This window comes from Streptomyces sp. NPDC101165, assembly GCF_044768135.1.
Taxonomy (GTDB): Bacteria; Actinomycetota; Actinomycetes; order Streptomycetales; family Streptomycetaceae; genus Streptomyces.
The window spans coordinates 109720-125765 of the sequence record NZ_JBIWPG010000022.1 but is presented as its reverse complement, the minus strand read 5'-3'; the positions used below and the strand labels follow the sequence as shown (position 1 = coordinate 125765).

General features: G+C 72.5%; 16 protein-coding genes. 5 read left to right on the top strand and 11 right to left on the bottom strand.

Features of this window, described 5'->3' with window-relative positions:
- Positions 1–9 precede the first annotated feature (9 nt).
- Positions 10–1155, bottom strand: coding sequence for a 4-hydroxyphenylpyruvate dioxygenase (gene hppD / locus ACIRVH_RS36935; protein ID WP_403962947.1), 1146 nt, complete (start codon positions 1153–1155; stop codon positions 10–12).
- 122 nt (positions 1156–1277) lie between these two features.
- On the opposite strand from hppD, the gene ACIRVH_RS36930 reads away from it, so the two are divergent.
- From ACIRVH_RS36930 to ACIRVH_RS36915, 4 genes are all read left to right on the top strand, one after another.
- Entirely contained in the window at positions 1278–1760 is a 483-nt protein-coding gene (locus ACIRVH_RS36930) for an Lrp/AsnC family transcriptional regulator (protein WP_179851671.1), read from the top strand.
- Between the two features lie 454 nt (positions 1761–2214).
- The gene (locus ACIRVH_RS36925; RefSeq protein WP_403963074.1) at positions 2215–3111 is read left to right on the top strand and encodes an ABC transporter permease; all 897 of its coding nucleotides are present in this window, start codon (positions 2215–2217) and stop codon (positions 3109–3111) included.
- Positions 3112–3125: 14 nt separating this feature from the next.
- Positions 3126–3710 (top strand): ArsR/SmtB family transcription factor, encoded by a 585-nt coding sequence (locus ACIRVH_RS36920; RefSeq protein WP_403962943.1) that lies wholly within the window; start codon positions 3126–3128, stop codon positions 3708–3710.
- Positions 3711–3731: 21 nt separating this feature from the next.
- Positions 3732–3914: a hypothetical protein gene (locus ACIRVH_RS36915; protein WP_403962940.1), complete on the top strand. Its 183-nt coding sequence runs from the start codon at positions 3732–3734 to the stop codon at positions 3912–3914.
- A gap of 36 nt (positions 3915–3950) precedes the next feature.
- Here ACIRVH_RS36915 and ACIRVH_RS36910 read toward each other — a convergent pair whose 3' ends face one another.
- From ACIRVH_RS36910 to ACIRVH_RS36900, 3 genes are read right to left on the bottom strand one after another with little or no spacing between them, the layout of a single operon-like run.
- A complete protein-coding gene (locus ACIRVH_RS36910) occupies positions 3951–4742 on the bottom strand; it encodes a S16 family serine protease (RefSeq protein WP_403962937.1) in 792 nt (263 codons plus the stop codon).
- A 41-nt stretch (positions 4743–4783) separates the two neighbouring features.
- A complete protein-coding gene (gene menC, locus ACIRVH_RS36905; protein WP_403962933.1) occupies positions 4784–5893 on the bottom strand; it encodes an o-succinylbenzoate synthase in 1110 nt (369 codons plus the stop codon).
- Positions 5890–6645 carry a chorismate synthase gene (locus ACIRVH_RS36900; protein WP_403962930.1) on the bottom strand — a complete coding sequence of 252 codons (756 nt, stop codon included), beginning with the start codon at positions 6643–6645 and terminating at the stop codon, positions 5890–5892. The genes menC and ACIRVH_RS36900 overlap by 4 nt, the downstream gene beginning before the upstream one ends.
- Before the next feature lie 118 nt (positions 6646–6763).
- Here ACIRVH_RS36900 and ACIRVH_RS36895 point away from each other — a divergent pair, with 118 nt between their 5' ends.
- Complete coding sequence (locus ACIRVH_RS36895; RefSeq protein WP_403962927.1) at positions 6764–8311, top strand: PucR family transcriptional regulator; 1548 nt, start codon at positions 6764–6766, stop codon at positions 8309–8311.
- Here the strand turns inward: ACIRVH_RS36895 and dapE are convergent.
- From dapE to ACIRVH_RS36860, 7 genes are all read right to left on the bottom strand, one after another.
- Complete coding sequence (dapE, locus tag ACIRVH_RS36890; RefSeq protein WP_403962924.1) at positions 8292–9347, bottom strand: succinyl-diaminopimelate desuccinylase; 1056 nt, start codon at positions 9345–9347, stop codon at positions 8292–8294. The genes ACIRVH_RS36895 and dapE overlap by 20 nt on opposite strands.
- Positions 9344–10798 (bottom strand): amino acid permease, encoded by a 1455-nt coding sequence (locus tag ACIRVH_RS36885; protein WP_403962922.1) that lies wholly within the window; start codon positions 10796–10798, stop codon positions 9344–9346. The genes dapE and ACIRVH_RS36885 overlap by 4 nt, the downstream gene beginning before the upstream one ends.
- Before the next feature lie 249 nt (positions 10799–11047).
- Positions 11048–11689: an IclR family transcriptional regulator gene (locus tag ACIRVH_RS36880; RefSeq protein ID WP_403962920.1), complete on the bottom strand. Its 642-nt coding sequence runs from the start codon at positions 11687–11689 to the stop codon at positions 11048–11050.
- Positions 11690–11988: 299 nt separating this feature from the next.
- A complete protein-coding gene (locus tag ACIRVH_RS36875; RefSeq protein ID WP_403962918.1) occupies positions 11989–13788 on the bottom strand; it encodes a DEAD/DEAH box helicase in 1800 nt (599 codons plus the stop codon).
- 122 nt (positions 13789–13910) lie between these two features.
- Complete coding sequence (locus tag ACIRVH_RS36870) at positions 13911–14285, bottom strand: type II toxin-antitoxin system death-on-curing family toxin (RefSeq protein ID WP_403962915.1); 375 nt, start codon at positions 14283–14285, stop codon at positions 13911–13913.
- Positions 14282–14482, bottom strand: a complete 201-nt coding sequence (locus ACIRVH_RS36865; protein WP_403962912.1) for a hypothetical protein — start codon at positions 14480–14482, stop codon at positions 14282–14284. Before ACIRVH_RS36865 ends, ACIRVH_RS36870 begins: the two co-directional genes overlap by 4 nt.
- 52 nt (positions 14483–14534) lie before the next feature.
- Positions 14535–15962 carry an MFS transporter gene (locus ACIRVH_RS36860; protein ID WP_403962909.1) on the bottom strand — a complete coding sequence of 476 codons (1428 nt, stop codon included), beginning with the start codon at positions 15960–15962 and terminating at the stop codon, positions 14535–14537.
- Positions 15963–16046: the final 84 nt, after the last annotated feature.

Below are 16046 nucleotides of genomic sequence, written 5' to 3'. Positions count from 1 at the left end.
GCTGCCGGGTTACAGGTTGCCGCGCTTCTCCTGCTCGCGCTCGATCGCCTCGAACAGGGCCTTGAAGTTGCCCTTGCCGAAGCCCATCGAGCCGTGCCGTTCGATGAGTTCGAAGAAGACGGTCGGCTTGTCCTGGACCGGCTTGGTGAAGATCTGCAGCAGGTAGCCGTCCTCGTCGCGGTCGGCGAGGATCTTCAGTTCGCGCAGGGTCTCGATCGGCACGCGGGTGTCGCCCACCCACTCGCCGAGGGTGTCGTAGTACGAGTCCGGGGTGTCGAGGAACTGGACTCCGGCCGCGCGCATGGTGCGGACGGTCGCGACGATGTCGTTGGTGTTCAGCGCGATGTGCTGGACGCCGGCGCCGCCGTAGAACTCCAGGTACTCGTCGATCTGGGACTTCTTCTTGGCGATCGCGGGCTCGTTGATCGGGAACTTCACCTTGAGGGTGCCGTCCGCGACGACCTTCGACATCAGCGCGCTGTACTCGGTGGCGATGTCGTCGCCCACGAACTCCTTCATGTTCGTGAAGCCCATGACCTTGTTGTAGAAGCCGACCCACTCGTTCATGCGGCCGAGCTCGACGTTGCCGACGCAGTGGTCGACGGCCTGGAAGGTGCGCTGGGCGGGCGGCGCGACGATCGGCGTGGCGGCCGCGAACCCGGGCAGGTACGGGCCGTCGTAGCCGGAGCGGTCGACGAGGGTGTGGCGGGTCTCGCCGTAGGTGGCGATCGCCGCGAGGACGACGGTGCCGTGCTCGTCCTTCAGCTCGTACGGCTCGGCGACCGAGCGGGCGCCGTGCTCGATGGCGTAGGCGTAGGCACGGCGGGCGTCCGGGACCTCGATGGCCAGGTCGATGACGCCGTCGCCGTGCTCGGCCACATGCCGGGCGAGGAACTCGCCCCAGGCGGTGCTCGCCTTGATCACCGAGGTGAACACGAAGCGGGCGGAGCCGTTCTCGAGCACGTAGCTCGCGGTCTCGCGGCTGCCGTTCTCCGGTCCGGAGTAGGCGACCAGCTTCATGCCGAAGGCGGTGGAGTAGTAGTGCGCCGCCTGCTTGGCGTTGCCCACGGCGAAGACGACCGCGTCCATTCCCTTGACCGGGAAGGGGTCGGCCTGCCGCGCGGTGTCGGGAGTGTGGTGTGTGGTCTGCGTCATGCCGGAAGGGTGGCCCTGCCCTGCAAGGTGCGCAATAGTTTCTTTGTTCACTGGGCATTATGCCCAGTGGGGTGACCGTTTCTGCGGTCCTTCTGTACAGGATGACCACCCCGGGAGGCGCCGTGGCGATCGATCATCTGGACGGCCGGATCATCGTGCTGCTGGCCCGGGAGCCGCGCATCGGCGTGCTGGAGATGTCCCGGCGGCTGGGGGTCGCCCGGGGGACGGTGCAGGCGCGGCTGGACCGGCTTCAGTCGAATGGAGTGATCCGCGGATTCGGGCCCCAGGTGGACCCGGCGGCCCTCGGCTACCCGGTCACCGCGTTCGCCACGCTGCAGATCCGGCAGGGGCAAGGGCCCGATGTCCGGGCACACTTGGCGACCGTGCCCGAGGTGCTGGAACTGCTCACCACCACCGGCAGCGGGGACATGCTGTGCCGCCTGGTGGCCCGCTCGAACGCCGATCTTCAGCGGGTGATCGACCGGGTCGTCGGTTTTGATGGCATCGTCCGGGCCTCCACTGCGATCGTCATGGAGAACCCCGTTCCGCTGCGGATCATCCCGCTCGTGGAGCAGGCAGCCGAGGACAGTCGGGAAGGGACCTAGCCGACCTGGAGCACCGTTGAGCTTCTGGGAGTACCTGAGCAGCCGCCGCCGACAGCTGCTCACGGACGCCCACGAGCACGGTGTGAGCACCGCCCGGCGCCCCGGCGGCGAACACGAGGTCCGGCCGGCCCGCCGTGACGGGGGCAGGCGTGAGGCCACGGTGACCCGCCGCAGCGAGGGCAAGGCTGAGGCCGGGACCACCCGCCGCGACGAGGGCAAGGCTGAGGCCAGGACCACCCGCCGCGACGAGGACGAGCACGAGGCCGGGATCACGCTCCGCGCCGAGGGCGAGCACGGAGCTGGGTTCTCCCTCCGCGACCAGGGAAAGCACGCGGCCGGGTCCCCCCTCCGCGACCAGGGCAGGCACAAGGCCAGGTCCAGCCTCAGCAACGAGGGCGAGCGCAAGGCGGGAGCCGCCCTGCGCGACGCGGGCGAGCACAAGGCGGGAGCCGCCCTGCGCGACGCGGGCGAGCACAAGGCGGGAGCCGCCCTGCGCGACGCGGGCGAGCGCAAGGCGGGGGCCGCCCTGCGCGACGCGGGCGGCGTGGAGCAGGAGGCCCCGTCGCCCCGGCCGGAGTCGCCCGCGCCCCGCCTGACCTGGCAGCGGCTGACCCTGCTGCCCGCGTTCCTGGTCGCCCTGCTGCTGGGCACCTGGCTGTGGTTCCGGCAGGCCGACCTCGACCCCGTCTCCGCGAACGCGCTGTCCGGTGGGCGGGTCTCCGGGGCGCTGTGGCAGCACGTGCGGCTGACGGCGCTCTCGACCTTCCTCGTCCTGGCCGTCGCGATCCCGCTGGGCGTCCTGCTGACCCGCCGGGCGTTCCGGAGGGTCGCCCCGGTGGCGACGACGGTCGCCGGCCCGGGCCGGGCGACCCCGGCGATCGGTCTGCTCGCCCTGCTGGTGATCACGCTCGGCTCGGGCACGAGGGCGGTCCTGATCGGCATCGCCGTCTACGCGGTCCTGCCCGTCCTCGCCCACACCGTCGCGGGCCTGAAGGCCAACGACCCGAGCCTGCTGGAGGCGGCCCGCGGCATCGGCATGTCCCCGCTCGCCGTCCTCACCCGCGTCGAACTCCCCCTCGCCGCCCCGCTGATCCTCGCGGGCGTCCGTACGGCCCTGGTCCTCAACGTCGGTACGGCCGCCCTGGCGGCGTTCGGCGGAGGCGGCGGCCTGGGCGTGCTGATCACCACGGGCATCGCCGACCACCGGATGCCGGTGCTGGTGCTCGGCTCGGTCCTCACTTTCGCCCTCGCCCTGCTGGTCGACTGGCTGGCCTCGCTGGCGGAGGCGCTGCTACGGCCGCGCGGGCCCGATTCGATGCAAAGAAGTCCTTGCAAAGGACTCTTTGCATAGCTATCTTTGTACGCATGACGGAGCACGAGGAACGGAAACAGCGCCGACTGGATCCGCGCTCGCTGCGGGGGCTCGCACACCCGCTGCGGATGCAGCTGCTGGACACGCTGCGCCAGCGCGGACCCGCCACCGCCTCCCAACTGGCGGAACGGCTCGGCGAGTCCAGCGGCGCAACCAGCTACCACCTGCGCCAGCTCGCCGCCCACGGCTTCGTCGAGGACGCACCCGAGCACGGCAAGGGCCGGGAGCGCTGGTGGCGGGCCGTGGACCAGGGGATCGTCTTCGACACCGACGAGTTCGAGGGCGCCGGCCCCGAGGTCAGAGGACTGGCCGAGGTGTTCCTGCGCGAGGTCGCCGGCACCCACGCCCGCGAGCTGGCCACCTGGCTCAACACCCGGGACCGGTGGTCCACGGACTGGTCCCGCGGCTCCGACATGAGCGACGCGACGCTACGGCTCACACCCGAGCTGGCCGCCGAACTCATCGCGAAGATGCACGCCCTGATCGACGACTACCGCAGCCGCGGCACCGGCACGGACACGCCCGGCTCCGAGCAAGTACGCATCCACACGCACCTGTTCCCCATCGAGACCGACTGAGACGGACTGAGAGGCCCCGCCATGCAGCTCTCCACCCAGCTCGCCCAGCAGCACGTCGCCGACCTGAACGCCGAGGCCGCCGCCCACCGCCTCGCCGCCGCGGCGAAGCCCCCGGTCGAACTGCGCACCCGCGTCGGCTGGACCCTCGTGGAGGTCGGCCTGCGGCTCGCGGCCGCCCCGAAGCCGCGTCCCGCCGTCGTCTGACAGCTCGGAACGACGACCGGCAACCCGGAGTGTCGCCTAACAGCTCGGAACCGAGCCCTTCCCCTTCTCCAGCGCCACCAGGGAGTCCACCGCGCTCTTGAGCGTGGTCACCGGGACCAGCCGCAGCCCCTCGGGCAGCTCGGACTTGGCATCGCGGCACTCGGCCTTCGGCACCAGGAAGACGGTGGCCCCGTCCCGCCGGGCGGCCTGCGTCTTCAGGGCCACCCCGCCGACCGCGCCGACCTGCCCGGCGGCGTCGATCGTCCCCGTACCGGCGATGGTGCGGCCACCCGTGAGGTCGCCGCCGCTGCCGTCGCCGTTCAGCTTGTCGATGATCCCCAGAGTGAACAGCAGCCCCGCGCTGGGCCCGCCCACGTCGGCGAGCTTCAGGTCGACCTTGACCTTGTCGGCGCTCACATTCAGGTACTTCAGCGCCGCCCGGGTCGCCGCGTCCTGGGACTGCTGCATCTGCTCCGCGTTGTGCTTCTCGATCTCCTTGACGCTGTTGCCGCTCGGGTAGACCGAGTCGCGGGGCATCACGGCCCGGTCCGTGCGGAACCAGTTGCCGATCACGTCCTTGAGGGACACCCGGGCGTCCGGGCCGGTCGCCTCGATGGTCGTCATCCGCAGCTGCCCGCCGGTCGTCCGGGTGGGCGCACCGGAGACGGTGATCACCGGGGCGCCCTGGTTCTTCCCGAGCACGTTCGCCGTCATCCCGGGCTGCGCCACCGAGAACGGCAGCGGCGCGAAGACCGCCGTGGCGAGCAGGGCCACGACGGGCACGGCGCAGACGGCGACGGCCTGGGAACGCGTGAGACGTGAGAGCACGTAATCAATCTACGGGACGGCCACCCGCCTCCCCCCGTCTCCTATGCGGCGTACAGGTCCCGGCGCTCCCGGGTGAACCGGCGCAGCGCGTCCGGGAGCGGCTCGACGCCGATGCCGGGCGTCGTCGGCACCGGGAGGTGGCCGTCCGCCAGGACGAACGGCTCGGTGATGTCCTCGGCGAAGTAGCGCGAGGAGGCCGAGGTGTCGCCGGGCAGGGTGAAGCCGGGGAGGGCGGCCAGGGCCAGGTTGGGGGCGCGTCCGATGCCCGTCTCCAGCATCCCGCCGCACCACACCGGGATCCCGTGCGCGTGGGCCACGTCGTGGACGCGGCGGGCCTCCAGGTAGCCGCCGACCCGGGCGGGCTTGACGTTCACCACCCGGCAGGCGTCCATGGCGATCGCGGCGGCGGTGTCCCGGGCGTGGTGCAGGGACTCGTCCAGGCAGACCGGGGTCGCCAGACGCTTCTGGAGCTGCGCGTGGGCGTGGAGGTTGTTCTCCTCCAGCGGCTCCTCGATCAGCAGCAGCCCGAACTCGTCGAGGCGCCGCAGGTGCTCAACGTCCCCCAGGGTGTAGGCGGTGTTGGCGTCGACCTGGAGGGGCAGCCCGGCGCCGAAGCGCTCGCGGACCGCCCGGACCGGCTCGACGTCCCAGCCGGGCTCGATCTTCAGCTTGATGCGGACGTACCCCTCGGCGAGGTAACGCTCGACGTCGTCCAGCAGCTCGGGCACGGAGTTCTTGATGCCGACGGAGACCCCGGCGGGCACCCGGTCCCGTACGGCGCCGAGGTAGGTCGCGAGCGGCATGCCGTACGCCCGCAGCTCGGCGTCGAGCACCGCGGTCTCCAGGGCCGCCTTCGCCAGCTCGTGCCCCTTGATCTTCGCCATGGCGGGGGCCGACGCGGCCGTCGTGAGGTGCGGCAGGGCGGCCACCCGGGGCAGCAGGAAGTCGCGCAGCACGATCTCGGCGCCGGCCACGAACTCCGAGCAGTACAGGGGCTCGGGGTCGGCGGCGAACTCCGACCAGCCCTCGGCCTCGTCCGTGACGACGTGCAGGAGGAAGGTGTCCTTCGTCGTCATCGTGCCGAAGGACGTACGGAAGGGCGTGACCAGCGGGATCGCCACGTGCACGATCTCCACGCGCTCCAGCTTCACGCGGCCTCCTCCGTCCGGGTGAGCGTGTACCAGCCGTCGCGGGACATGCCCGTCGCCCGGAATCCCGCCACGAACGCCTCAAGGAACACCTCGCGCACGGCGTGCCGCCAGCGCAGGGCGAGCGTGGGATCGGCCGCGCGGAGCTCGACGATGTCGTCGGGGACCCGGCACCAGACGTACCGGTCGGCGAGGTCGCGGCGGGCGAGCGGGCCGCCGTCGGGGGCGGTCCGGATGACCGGGCCGTGGGCCTCCGCCTCGTACGGCGGTCTCGGCGCCGTCAGATCCCAGGTGACCGTCAGCCGGTCGCTCTCGTCGCCGTCGTTCACGCCGTCCGTCATGGGGCCGTAGAAGTCGACCAGGTACTCCGTGCCGACGGCGCCCAGCTTGGCCAGGTTGAAGCGGGCGTTGCGGCCGACCAGCGGGTCGAAGGTCCAGCGCATGGTGCGGGCGCCGAGCCCGACGGCCCAGTCGCGCTGCGCCTGCTTCACGGCGTACCCGAGGCCCCGGTCGGCGGCCGCCACCAGCGAGTACGTGCTGCGTTCCGCTCCGAGCACGGCCACGGCGGCCCCGGCCAGCCGCTGCCCGTCGTACACGGCGTGCACGGCGCCACCGGCGTGCACCAGGCTGTGCAGCACCTCGGCCGGGTAGGGCGGGGCGGTACGCGGGGTGTGCCAGACGTCGCTGAAGTGGTCGGACACGGCCGCAAGCCCGGCGACGTCGTGGACCGTGCGGACGGTGACTCCTGTGGTCATGACTCCTGCTGTCATGGGACGAGTCTCGGAGGCCGCGCAGAGCCGTGTGTTGTGCGAGCGGCCAAGGGATGCGTACGTTCGTTTCAGCATCAGCCAAGCCGACCCCGCGAGGACTCCCATGGACGCATGCACCCTCGGCGACCTCCTGGACGTCGTCGGCGGCCCCGCCCTGCACCTGCACACCGCCCCCGCCGGGCAGGGCGTACCGGTCACCGAGGCGGTGCTCCACGACGGACAGGCCCCGCTCCCCCGGCTGCCCGGCGGGCTGCTGCTGGCGGTCGGGGTGCGGGCGGCGCAGGCGGGGCCCCTGGTGCGGGCGGCGGCGGAGGCCGGGATGACCGGGGTGGTGGTGCGGGGCCCGGACGGGCCGGTCGGGGAGGCGGCGGCGCACGGTGTGGCACTGCTGTCGGTCGCCGAGGACGCGGCCTGGCACCAGGTGCATCTGCTGCTGGCCTCGGCCATCGGCGCGCGGCCCGCCACCGCCTCCGACACCGGCCTCGGTGACCTGTTCGCGCTGGCCGACGCGATCGCGGCGGGGACCGGCGGGGCCACGGCGATCGAGGACCCGCGGCAGCGGATCCTGGCCTACTCGACCGTCCCCGGGCAGCCGGTGGACGAGGACCGGCGGCAGGGCATCCTCGGCCTGCAGGTGCCGCCCAGCGCGGAGAACACCGAGCAGTACCGGCGGCTGTTCGCGGCCGACCGGCCGGTGCGGCTGCCCGCACTGACCGGCTCGGGCCTGCCCCGGCTCGCGATGCCGGTGCGGGCCGGCGGGGAGACGCTCGGCTCCGTCTGGGTGATCGACGGCGGCTCGCTCGCCCCCGACGCCGAGGACACCCTCGTCCAGGGCGCCTCCACGGCCGCGCTGCTCCTGCTCCGGGCCCGCGCGGCCCGCGAACTGGCCCGGCACCGGGGCAGCGACCTGCTGCGCCGCCTGCTGGAGGGCACGACGGACGCGCCGACGGCCGCCCAGCGGCTCGGTGTCACGGGTCCGGCCCGGGTGGCCGCGTTCGTGCTGGACTCCGCCGCGAGCATCCCGGACGCCGAACGGACCGCGCTGCGCCTGCTGGACGTCGTACGCCTGCAGTGCGAGGCGCGCTACGGGCGGCACGCGTGCGTGCTGGTGGACGGGGTGGTGTACGCCGTGCTCCCGGCTCCCGGTGAGCGGCATCGGACGCTGGCCGAGGACATCGTCGGGCGGGCCGGGCAGGCGCTGCGGGTGCCGGTGCGGGCGGCGCTGGGCGAGGTGGTGCCGGACGCGGCCGGCCTCGCGGACTCCCGGGCGGACGCGGACCTGGTGCTGCGGGTGCTGGACGGGGAGTTGCCGGTCGCCACGGTGGACGAGGTGCGCCCGCGCGTGACCCTGCTGCGGCTGGCCGAAGTGATGGGCGAGCGACGGGAGTTGACCGCGGGCGCATGGCAGCGGGTGCTGGCGTACGACGCCGCGAACGGCACGGAGTACGCCCGCACGCTGGTGTGCTGGTTCGACGCGGGCTGCGACATGGCGGGCGCGGCCAAGCTCCTCGCCGTGCACCCCAACACCTGCCGCTACCGGCTCAAGCAACTCCAGCAGCACGCCGGGGTCGACCTGGACGACCCCGACGAACGGCTGGTGCTGTGGCTTCAGTTGAGGGTGCTGGCCGGGCTCACCGGAGCCACCGCCTGAGCCGCTCCTCGCACTGCTGCAGGTGCTCGACGGGCACGTACTCGCCCGCCGTGTGGGCCAGCGACGGGTCGCCGGGGCCGTAGTTGAGCGCGGGCACGCCGAGCGCGGCGAACCGGGCCACGTCCGTCCAGCCGAGCTTGGGCCGGGACTCGGCGCCGAGCGCGGCGATCAGGTCGCCGACCCGGTCCAGGCGGGGCAGGGCCCCCGCGACGACCTCGGTGACCCGGACCTCGTACTCCGGGAACAGCCCGCGCACGTACGCCTCCGCCTCCTCGGGCGAACGACTCGGCGCAAACCGGCAGTTGACGGTCACCACACACTCGTCCGGTACGACGTTTCCGGCGACCCCGGCGCGCACCGCGACCGCGCTCAGGCCCTCCCGGTACTCCAGCCCGTCCACGACGACCCGCTCGGGTGTGTGCTCGTCGAGCCGCTGGAGCACCCGGGCGGCCTTGTGGGCGGCGTTGACGCCCTGCCAGGCGCGGGCGGTGTGGGCGCGGGCGCCCTCGACGACGACGTCGGCGGTGAGGATGCCCTGGCAGCCGGCCTCGACACCGGCGTCGGAGGGTTCCATGAGGATGGCCAGACCGGCCTCCTCCAGCAGCTCCGGGTGCGCGGCGCCGATCCGGGCGAGCCCGTTGCGCTCCCCCTCGACCTCCTCGCACTCGTAGAAGACGTAGGTGAGGTCGCGGACGGGCTCGGTGACGGTCGCCGCGATCCGCAGCGCCACCGCCACCCCGCCCTTCATGTCGCAGGCGCCGAGCCCGTGGACGCGCCCGCCGTCGAGCCGGGAGGGCAGGTTCCCGGCGGCGGGGACGGTGTCCAGGTGACCGGCCAGCAGGGCGCGTTCGGACCGGCCGAGGGTGGTGCGGGCGACGACGGAGTTGCCGATCCGGTCGACGGTGAGGTGGGGCAGGGCGCGCAGGGCCGTCTCCACGGCGTCCGCGATCCGCTGCTCCGCTCCGCTCTCGGAGGGAAGGTCGACGAGGGCCCGGGTGAGCGTGACGACGTCGGTGGTGAGATCGAGGGCGGTCATGCGGGGTCCTCGTACGGTGCGTTGAGCTTGGAGTGCCGGATGCCGTAGAGGCCGTAGATCACGAGCCCGGCCGCCATCCACGCCCCGAAGGCGATCCAGGTGGCGGCGCCCAGGCTGAACAGCATGTAGACGCAGAACCCGACACCGAGCAGGGGCGTGAGGGGCGAGAGCGGGACCCGGAAGGAGCGCGGGGCGCCCGGGCTGCGCCGGCGCAGGATGACGACGGCCAGGTTGACCAGCATGAACGCGAAGAGCGTGCCGATGCTGGTGGCGTCGGCGAGGCTGCCGAGCGGGACGAGGGCGGCGAGTACGGCGATGAAGCCGGAGACGATGACGGTGTTGGCACGCGGCACCCCGGTGCGCGGGTGGACCTTGGCGAACAGCGGGGGCACCAGTCCGTCCCGGGCCATCGCGAACAGGATGCGGATCTGCCCGTACTGCACGGTGAGCACCACGCTGGTGGTGGCGACGACGGCCCCGATCGACAGCAGGATCGGCCACAGGTTCCCGCCCCCGACGGACCGCACGAGGACCTGGCTCAGGGTCGCCTCGGTCCCCGCGAACTGCTTCCACGGCATGGCACCGAGCGCGGCGACGGCGACGAGGACGTAGAGGGCGGTGACGAGGACGAGGGAGAGGATGATCGCGCGCGGCAGGTCCCGCTGGGGGTTCCTGGCCTCCTCACCGGCCGTGGAGGCGGCGTCGAAGCCGATGTAGGAGAAGAAGAGGGAGGCCGCCCCGGCACTCATGCCGGCGGCGCCGAGCGGGAAGAGGGGGTGGAAGTTCCCGGCGCGGAAGGCGGTGAACGCGACGGCGCAGAACATCATCAGCGCGGCGATCTTGACGCCGACCATGACGGTGTTGGCGACCGCGCTCTCCTTGGACCCGCGCAGCAGCACGACCATGGCGAGCAGCACGATGAGGGCGGCCGGAATGTTGAGGGTGCCCCCGAGGCCGGGCGGGGCGCTGAGCGAGTCGGGCAGGGTGACGCCGAAGGCCAGGTCGAGCAGCTCGTTGACGTACTGCCCCCAGCCCACGGCCACGGCGGCCACGGACACCCCGTACTCCAGGATCAGACACCAGCCGCACACCCAGGCGACCAGCTCGCCGAGGGTGGCGTAGGCGTAGCTGTACGACGATCCCGACCCGGGGATCATGCCGGCCAGTTCGGCGTAGGAGAGCGCCGAGAACAGGGCGGTGACTCCGGCGAGCACGAAGGACACGACGATCGCGGGACCGGCCTCCGGCACGGCCTCCCCGAGGACGACGAAGATCCCGGTACCGAGTGTGGCCCCCACGCTGAGCAGCGTGAGCTGGGCGACTCCCATGGTCCGCTTGAGCGGACTGGCAGCGGCCTCGCCGACGAGCGTCCCCACGGCTTGCCGCCGTGTGAGCCTGCCCGTCCCTGTCCGTCCCTCGACTCGTGGCCGAGTCCCGACTCTCTCCACCATGCCGCTCCCTCCGCATCCGGGCTTGTATGGCCCTTGATGATGCGGAGGGGGACCCGGCAGAGGGTGAGGGGAACGGCCAAAGGTTGAGGGGACGGATTGGAGCGACGGCCAAAGCATCTGTGCGTACGATGCCATGGCAGCTAGCGGTGCGCCTAGCAAGGGGCGCGGGTCTGTGCCGATATGCGGCTCCGCCGCGCGGGCGCGGCCAGCCCCCACGCACCGGCACTCGAAAACGGACGCCCCCCGCGGCTAGCGCAGTGCTTCGGCGACTTCCCGCGCCGCATCGACCACCCGCGGCCCCACCCTCTCCGGGACGGAGTCCGCGAGCATCACCACACCCACGCTGCCCTCGACACCCGTCACACCGATGAGCGGCGCGGCGGCCCCGCTGGCACCCGCCTCCAGCTCGCCGTGCGTCAGCGTGTACCCGGGATCGGCGGACGGCGACTGGCGCGCGGAGAGAATCGCCCTGCCCGCGGCTCCCCGGTCCAGCGGATGCCGGAAACCGGCGCGGTATGCCACGTGATAGTCCGTCCACGACGGCTCGACCACGGCGACGGCCAGCGCCTCCGTCCCGTCCACCAGCGTCAGGTGCGCCGTCGCCCCGATGTCCTCGGCGAGCGAGCGCAGTGCGGGCAGCGCGGCCTCCCGTACCAGCGGATGCACCTGCCGGCCGAGCCGCAGCACCCCGAGCCCGACCCGGGCTCGCCCGCCCAGATCACGGCGTACGAGCGCGTGCTGCTCCAGCGTGGCGAGCAACCGGTACACCACGGTCCGGTTCACGCCCAGCTTGTGGGAAAGCTCGGTGACGGTCAGGCCATGGTCCGTGTCGGCCAGCAACTTGAGGACACGTAGTCCCCGGTCGAGCGTCTGGGATGTCTCCGCGGTCACGACGCCCACTCCTTCGGCGGTGAGGTCGGCGACCTCTGGGCGGCAGATGCGTGACCGAGTCCCGTCGGCGACGCGCTTCAGAGGCCGCCGATCGGCAGGACGGTCCGGCGGCTCCGGACCATGTCGCTTCACGGCTGCGCTCCGCGGCGGCGCTGCCACGGGGCGTGTGCGTAGCGGGACAGTAGCGAAGCCGGTTCGCTGAGCGGAAGCCTCCGTCCAGAATCCGGGCAACAGTGGGGATGGACTGCCAGCATTCGTCCGCATACACGCACGGACTCGATACGCACACGGAGGTGGGGTCACCTCATACGGGTGGCCCACTCCTGGACCTTGGCGATCCGCTGCCGCAGCTGTCCCGCGGTCGCCTCCGCACTCGGCGGCCCCCCGCACACCCGCCGCAGCTCGGTGTGGATCACCCCGTGCGGCTTGCCGCTCTGGTGGACGTACGCGCTGACCATCGTGTTGAGCTGCTTGCGCAGCTCCATCATCTCCTTGTGGCTGACCACCGGCCGCCGCTCGGCGGGCAGTTCGAGCAGGTCGGCCTCGGAGTCCGGCTTCTTGCGGCTGTGCGCGATCTGCCGTGCCTGCCGCTTCTGCAGCAGCAGCTGCACCTGCTCAGGCTCCAGCAGTCCGGGAATGCCGAGGTAGTCCTGCTCCTCCTCGCTCCCGGGGTGGGCCTGCATGCCGAACTCTGCGCCGTCGTACAACACCCGGTCGAAGACGGCGTCGGACTCCAGCGCCTCGAAGGGCAGCATGTCCTGCTCGCCGGTGTCCTCGTCCTCCTGCTTGTTCGCCTCGTCCATCTCCTTCTCGGACTCGGCGTACGGGTCCTCCTCACCCTCCTTCTTCGGCTTGTCGAGGGCGTGGTCCCGTTCCACCTCCATCTCATTGGCGAAGGTGAGCAGGTCGGGGATGGTCGGCAGGAACACGGAGGCGGTCTCGCCGCGCCGCCGGGACCGTACGAAACGGCCCACGGCCTGGGCGAAGAACAGGGGCGTGGAGATGGTGGTGGCGTACACCCCGACGGCGAGCCGGGGCACGTCGACGCCCTCGGACACCATGCGTACCGCGACCATCCAGCGGTCGTTGTTGCCGCTGAACTCGTCGATCCGGCCGGACGCGCCGGCGTCGTCGGACAGCACGAGCGTCGCCTTGGTCCCCGTGATCTCGCGGATCAGCTTGGCGTAGGCGCGCGCGGACTCCTGGTCGGAGGCGATGACGAGCGCGCCCGCGTCCGGGATGGCCTTCCTGACCTCGGTCAGCCGCTGGTCGGCGGCGCGCAGCACGCTGGGCATCCACTCGCCGCGCGGGTCGAGGGCGGTGCGCCAGGCCTGGCTGACGGCGTCCTTGGTCATGGGCTCGCCGAGCCGGGCGGCGATCTCGTCACCGGCCTTCGTGCGCCAGCGCATGTTGCCGCTGTAGCTGAGGAAGATCACCGGCCGGACGACGTGGTCGGCGAGCGCGTTGCCGTACCCGTAGGTGTAGTCGGCGGCGGAGCGCCGGATGCCGGCGTTGTCCTCCTCGTACGTGACGAAGGGGATGGGGTTGGTGTCGGACCGGAACGGCGTACCGGTCAGCGCGAGCCGGCGGGTCGCGGGCTCGAACGCCTCCAGGCACGCCTCGCCCCAGGACTTGGAGTCACCGGCGTGGTGGATCTCGTCGAGGATCACGAGCGTCTTGCGCTGCTCGGCCCGGTTGCGGTGCAGCATGGGACGCACGCCGACACCGGCGTAGGTGACGGCGACCCCGTCGTAGTCCTTGCCGAGCGGGCCCGCGCTGTACTCGGGGTCGAGCTTGATCCCTATCCGCGCCGCGGCCTCGGCCCACTGCTTCTTCAGGTGCTCGGTCGGCGCGACCACGGTCACCTGCTGCACCACGTGGTGGTGCAGCAGCCAGGAGGCGAGCGTCAGCGCGAAGGTCGTCTTACCGGCGCCGGGCGTGGCGACCGCGAGGAAGTCACGCGGCTGCTCCTGGATGTACTTCTCCATCGCCCCCTGCTGCCAGGCACGCAGCTTGCTGGCGGTACCCCAGGGCGCGCGGCCCGGGAAGGCGGGCGAGAGGTGGTGGGAGTGCGTCGAGGAAGCGGCGGTGGTAGTCACGGTCTCCGTGGTTGGGGGGGGTTGGGGCGGCTCGGCTACGTATGACAACCGGGCCACCCTACCGGCGCCCCACCCCCGTCAACGCCCGGACGAGGCCGGGTCACCCGTGGGTGGGACCCACGTCACAACTGCCGCAGCCGCCCCGCGATCCGCGTGATGTCACTGAGGTCGCCGGAGGCCACGTCGATGACCAGGTCGTATGCGATGTCCTGGTCGACGTCGGCGAGATCGACCCCGTTGCGGGCGAGGAAGGTGGCCGTGGCCAGCCAGGCGGTGCGCTTGTTGCCGTCGACCAAGGGGTGGTTGGCGGCGAGGCCGTGCAGCAGGGCGGCGGCCTGCTCGTACAGGTCCTCGTAGGCGGCCGTGCCGAACATCCGGGCGCGCGGCCGGTGTACGGCGGAGGCCAGCAGCCCGGGCTCCCGCGCCTCGGGCGGTCGGCCGCCGAACGCGATCTCGGCGATGGCGGTGACGTCGGCGACGGTCAGGTGGCGGCTCATTCGCCCAGCCTCCGCAACAGGTCGGCGTGGCTCAGCGCGAGGCGCTCGGCGTGGGTGCGGACGGCCGCCCCTTCCTCCTCCAGATACCGGCGTACGGCCTCCAGCACCACCTCCTCGGTACGGCGCCCGGACGCGTCCGCGAGATCGTCCAGCGCCTGCCGGAGGGCGGGGTCGAGGGAGAGGGTCAGCTCGTACATGCGCGAAGGCTAGGGCCCGGCGGCACCGCTCGGCGATCGATTTGCCGCCGGTTCAGCGCTCCCGCAGCCGCGTCGTCACCCACGCCCCCACCAGTGCCACGCCCGCCATCGGCAGGAACACGGCGGCGAAGGCGGCGGGGCGGGTGGGGTCGGCTGTCGAGGCCGAGGTGCTGCCACCGCCCAGGGCGGCGAAGGCGGCGCCGGTCGCGGCCAGGAGGACCACGTTGGAGAGGGCGTCGGAGATCTGCAGGGCGGCGGAGTTGGCGCCGGCCTCCTCGGGCGCGGACAGCTTGAGCAGGAGCACGCTGGCGGAGGCGATCACCAGCCCCATGCCGAAGCAGCCGAAGGCCCAGGCGACGGCGACGGTCCAGACGGGCACGGCCTGCACGAGCACACTCGGCGCGGTGACGATCGCGGCGGCGACCAGCACCATCCCGACCGTCATCAGCCGGTCCCGGTACTGCTCCATGCGCGGCCTGGACTGCACCCACGAGCCCAGCGCCCACGTCACCCCGCCCGCGGCCAGGGAGAACCCGGCCAGCGTCGGCGACAACCCCCGCTGGGTGACGAGCATCAGCGGCACGAAGGACTCCGCGGCGATGAAGGACCCGGCGGCCACCCCGCGCAGCAGCACGACGGAGGGCAGCCCGCGGACGGCGCGGTAGGTGCCGCGCGGCAGCAGACCGAGGACGGCGGGCACGAGCAGGGCGGCTCCGGCGAGGCCGGGGAGCACGGAGAGCCAGCGCAGGTCCTGGGCGGCGTACTGGAGGAGTCCCGCGCCGAGGGAGATGGCGAGGGCGAGCCGGATCCGGCGCCGGTCGAAGGAGCCGGAGCCCTCGCTGCCGGCCACCGGGCCCGACGCCCTCCGCCGTATCTGCGGCAGCGCCAGCGCGAGCGGGAAGACGACCAGCACCGGAATGCCGAGGAAGACCCACCGCCAGCCGAGGTGCTCCGTCACGGCACCCGAGGCGAGAGGGCCGACGATGGACGGTACGACCCACCCGGCGGCGAAGGCCGCCATGATCGCGGGCCGCAGCCGCTCGGGGTAGGCGCGGCCGACGACGACGTACAGCGCGACGATGACCAGCCCGCCGCCGAAGCCCTGCACGGCCCGGCCCAGGATGAACACCCACATGCTCTGCGCGGTCCCGGCGACGACGAGCCCCGCCGCGAAGGCCGCGATCCCTGAGGTCAGCGCCCCGAGCGGGCCCGTGCGATCGGACCACTGCCCGGCCAGCACCATCCCGAACAGGCTGGTCGTGAAGTACCCCGAGAAGGCGAACGCGTACAGCGCCACGCCGTCCAGCTCCCGCGCCGCGACGGGCATCGCCGTGCCCACGGCGGTCGCCTCGAAGGCGATGAGCAGCACGACGGACACGATCCCGACACTGAGCGCCCGATGGGCCCGGCTCAGCACACCGCCGTCTCTGCCGGCGGCATCATCCACAACAGCGGTGTCAGGGGACTCGAGGGCACTCATGCTCGCCAGCGTAAGGCCCACAACAGCATGTGACCCCTGTCGGTATTCCCACCCGACCTGCGACCTTGGTCGTACACCCGCCGT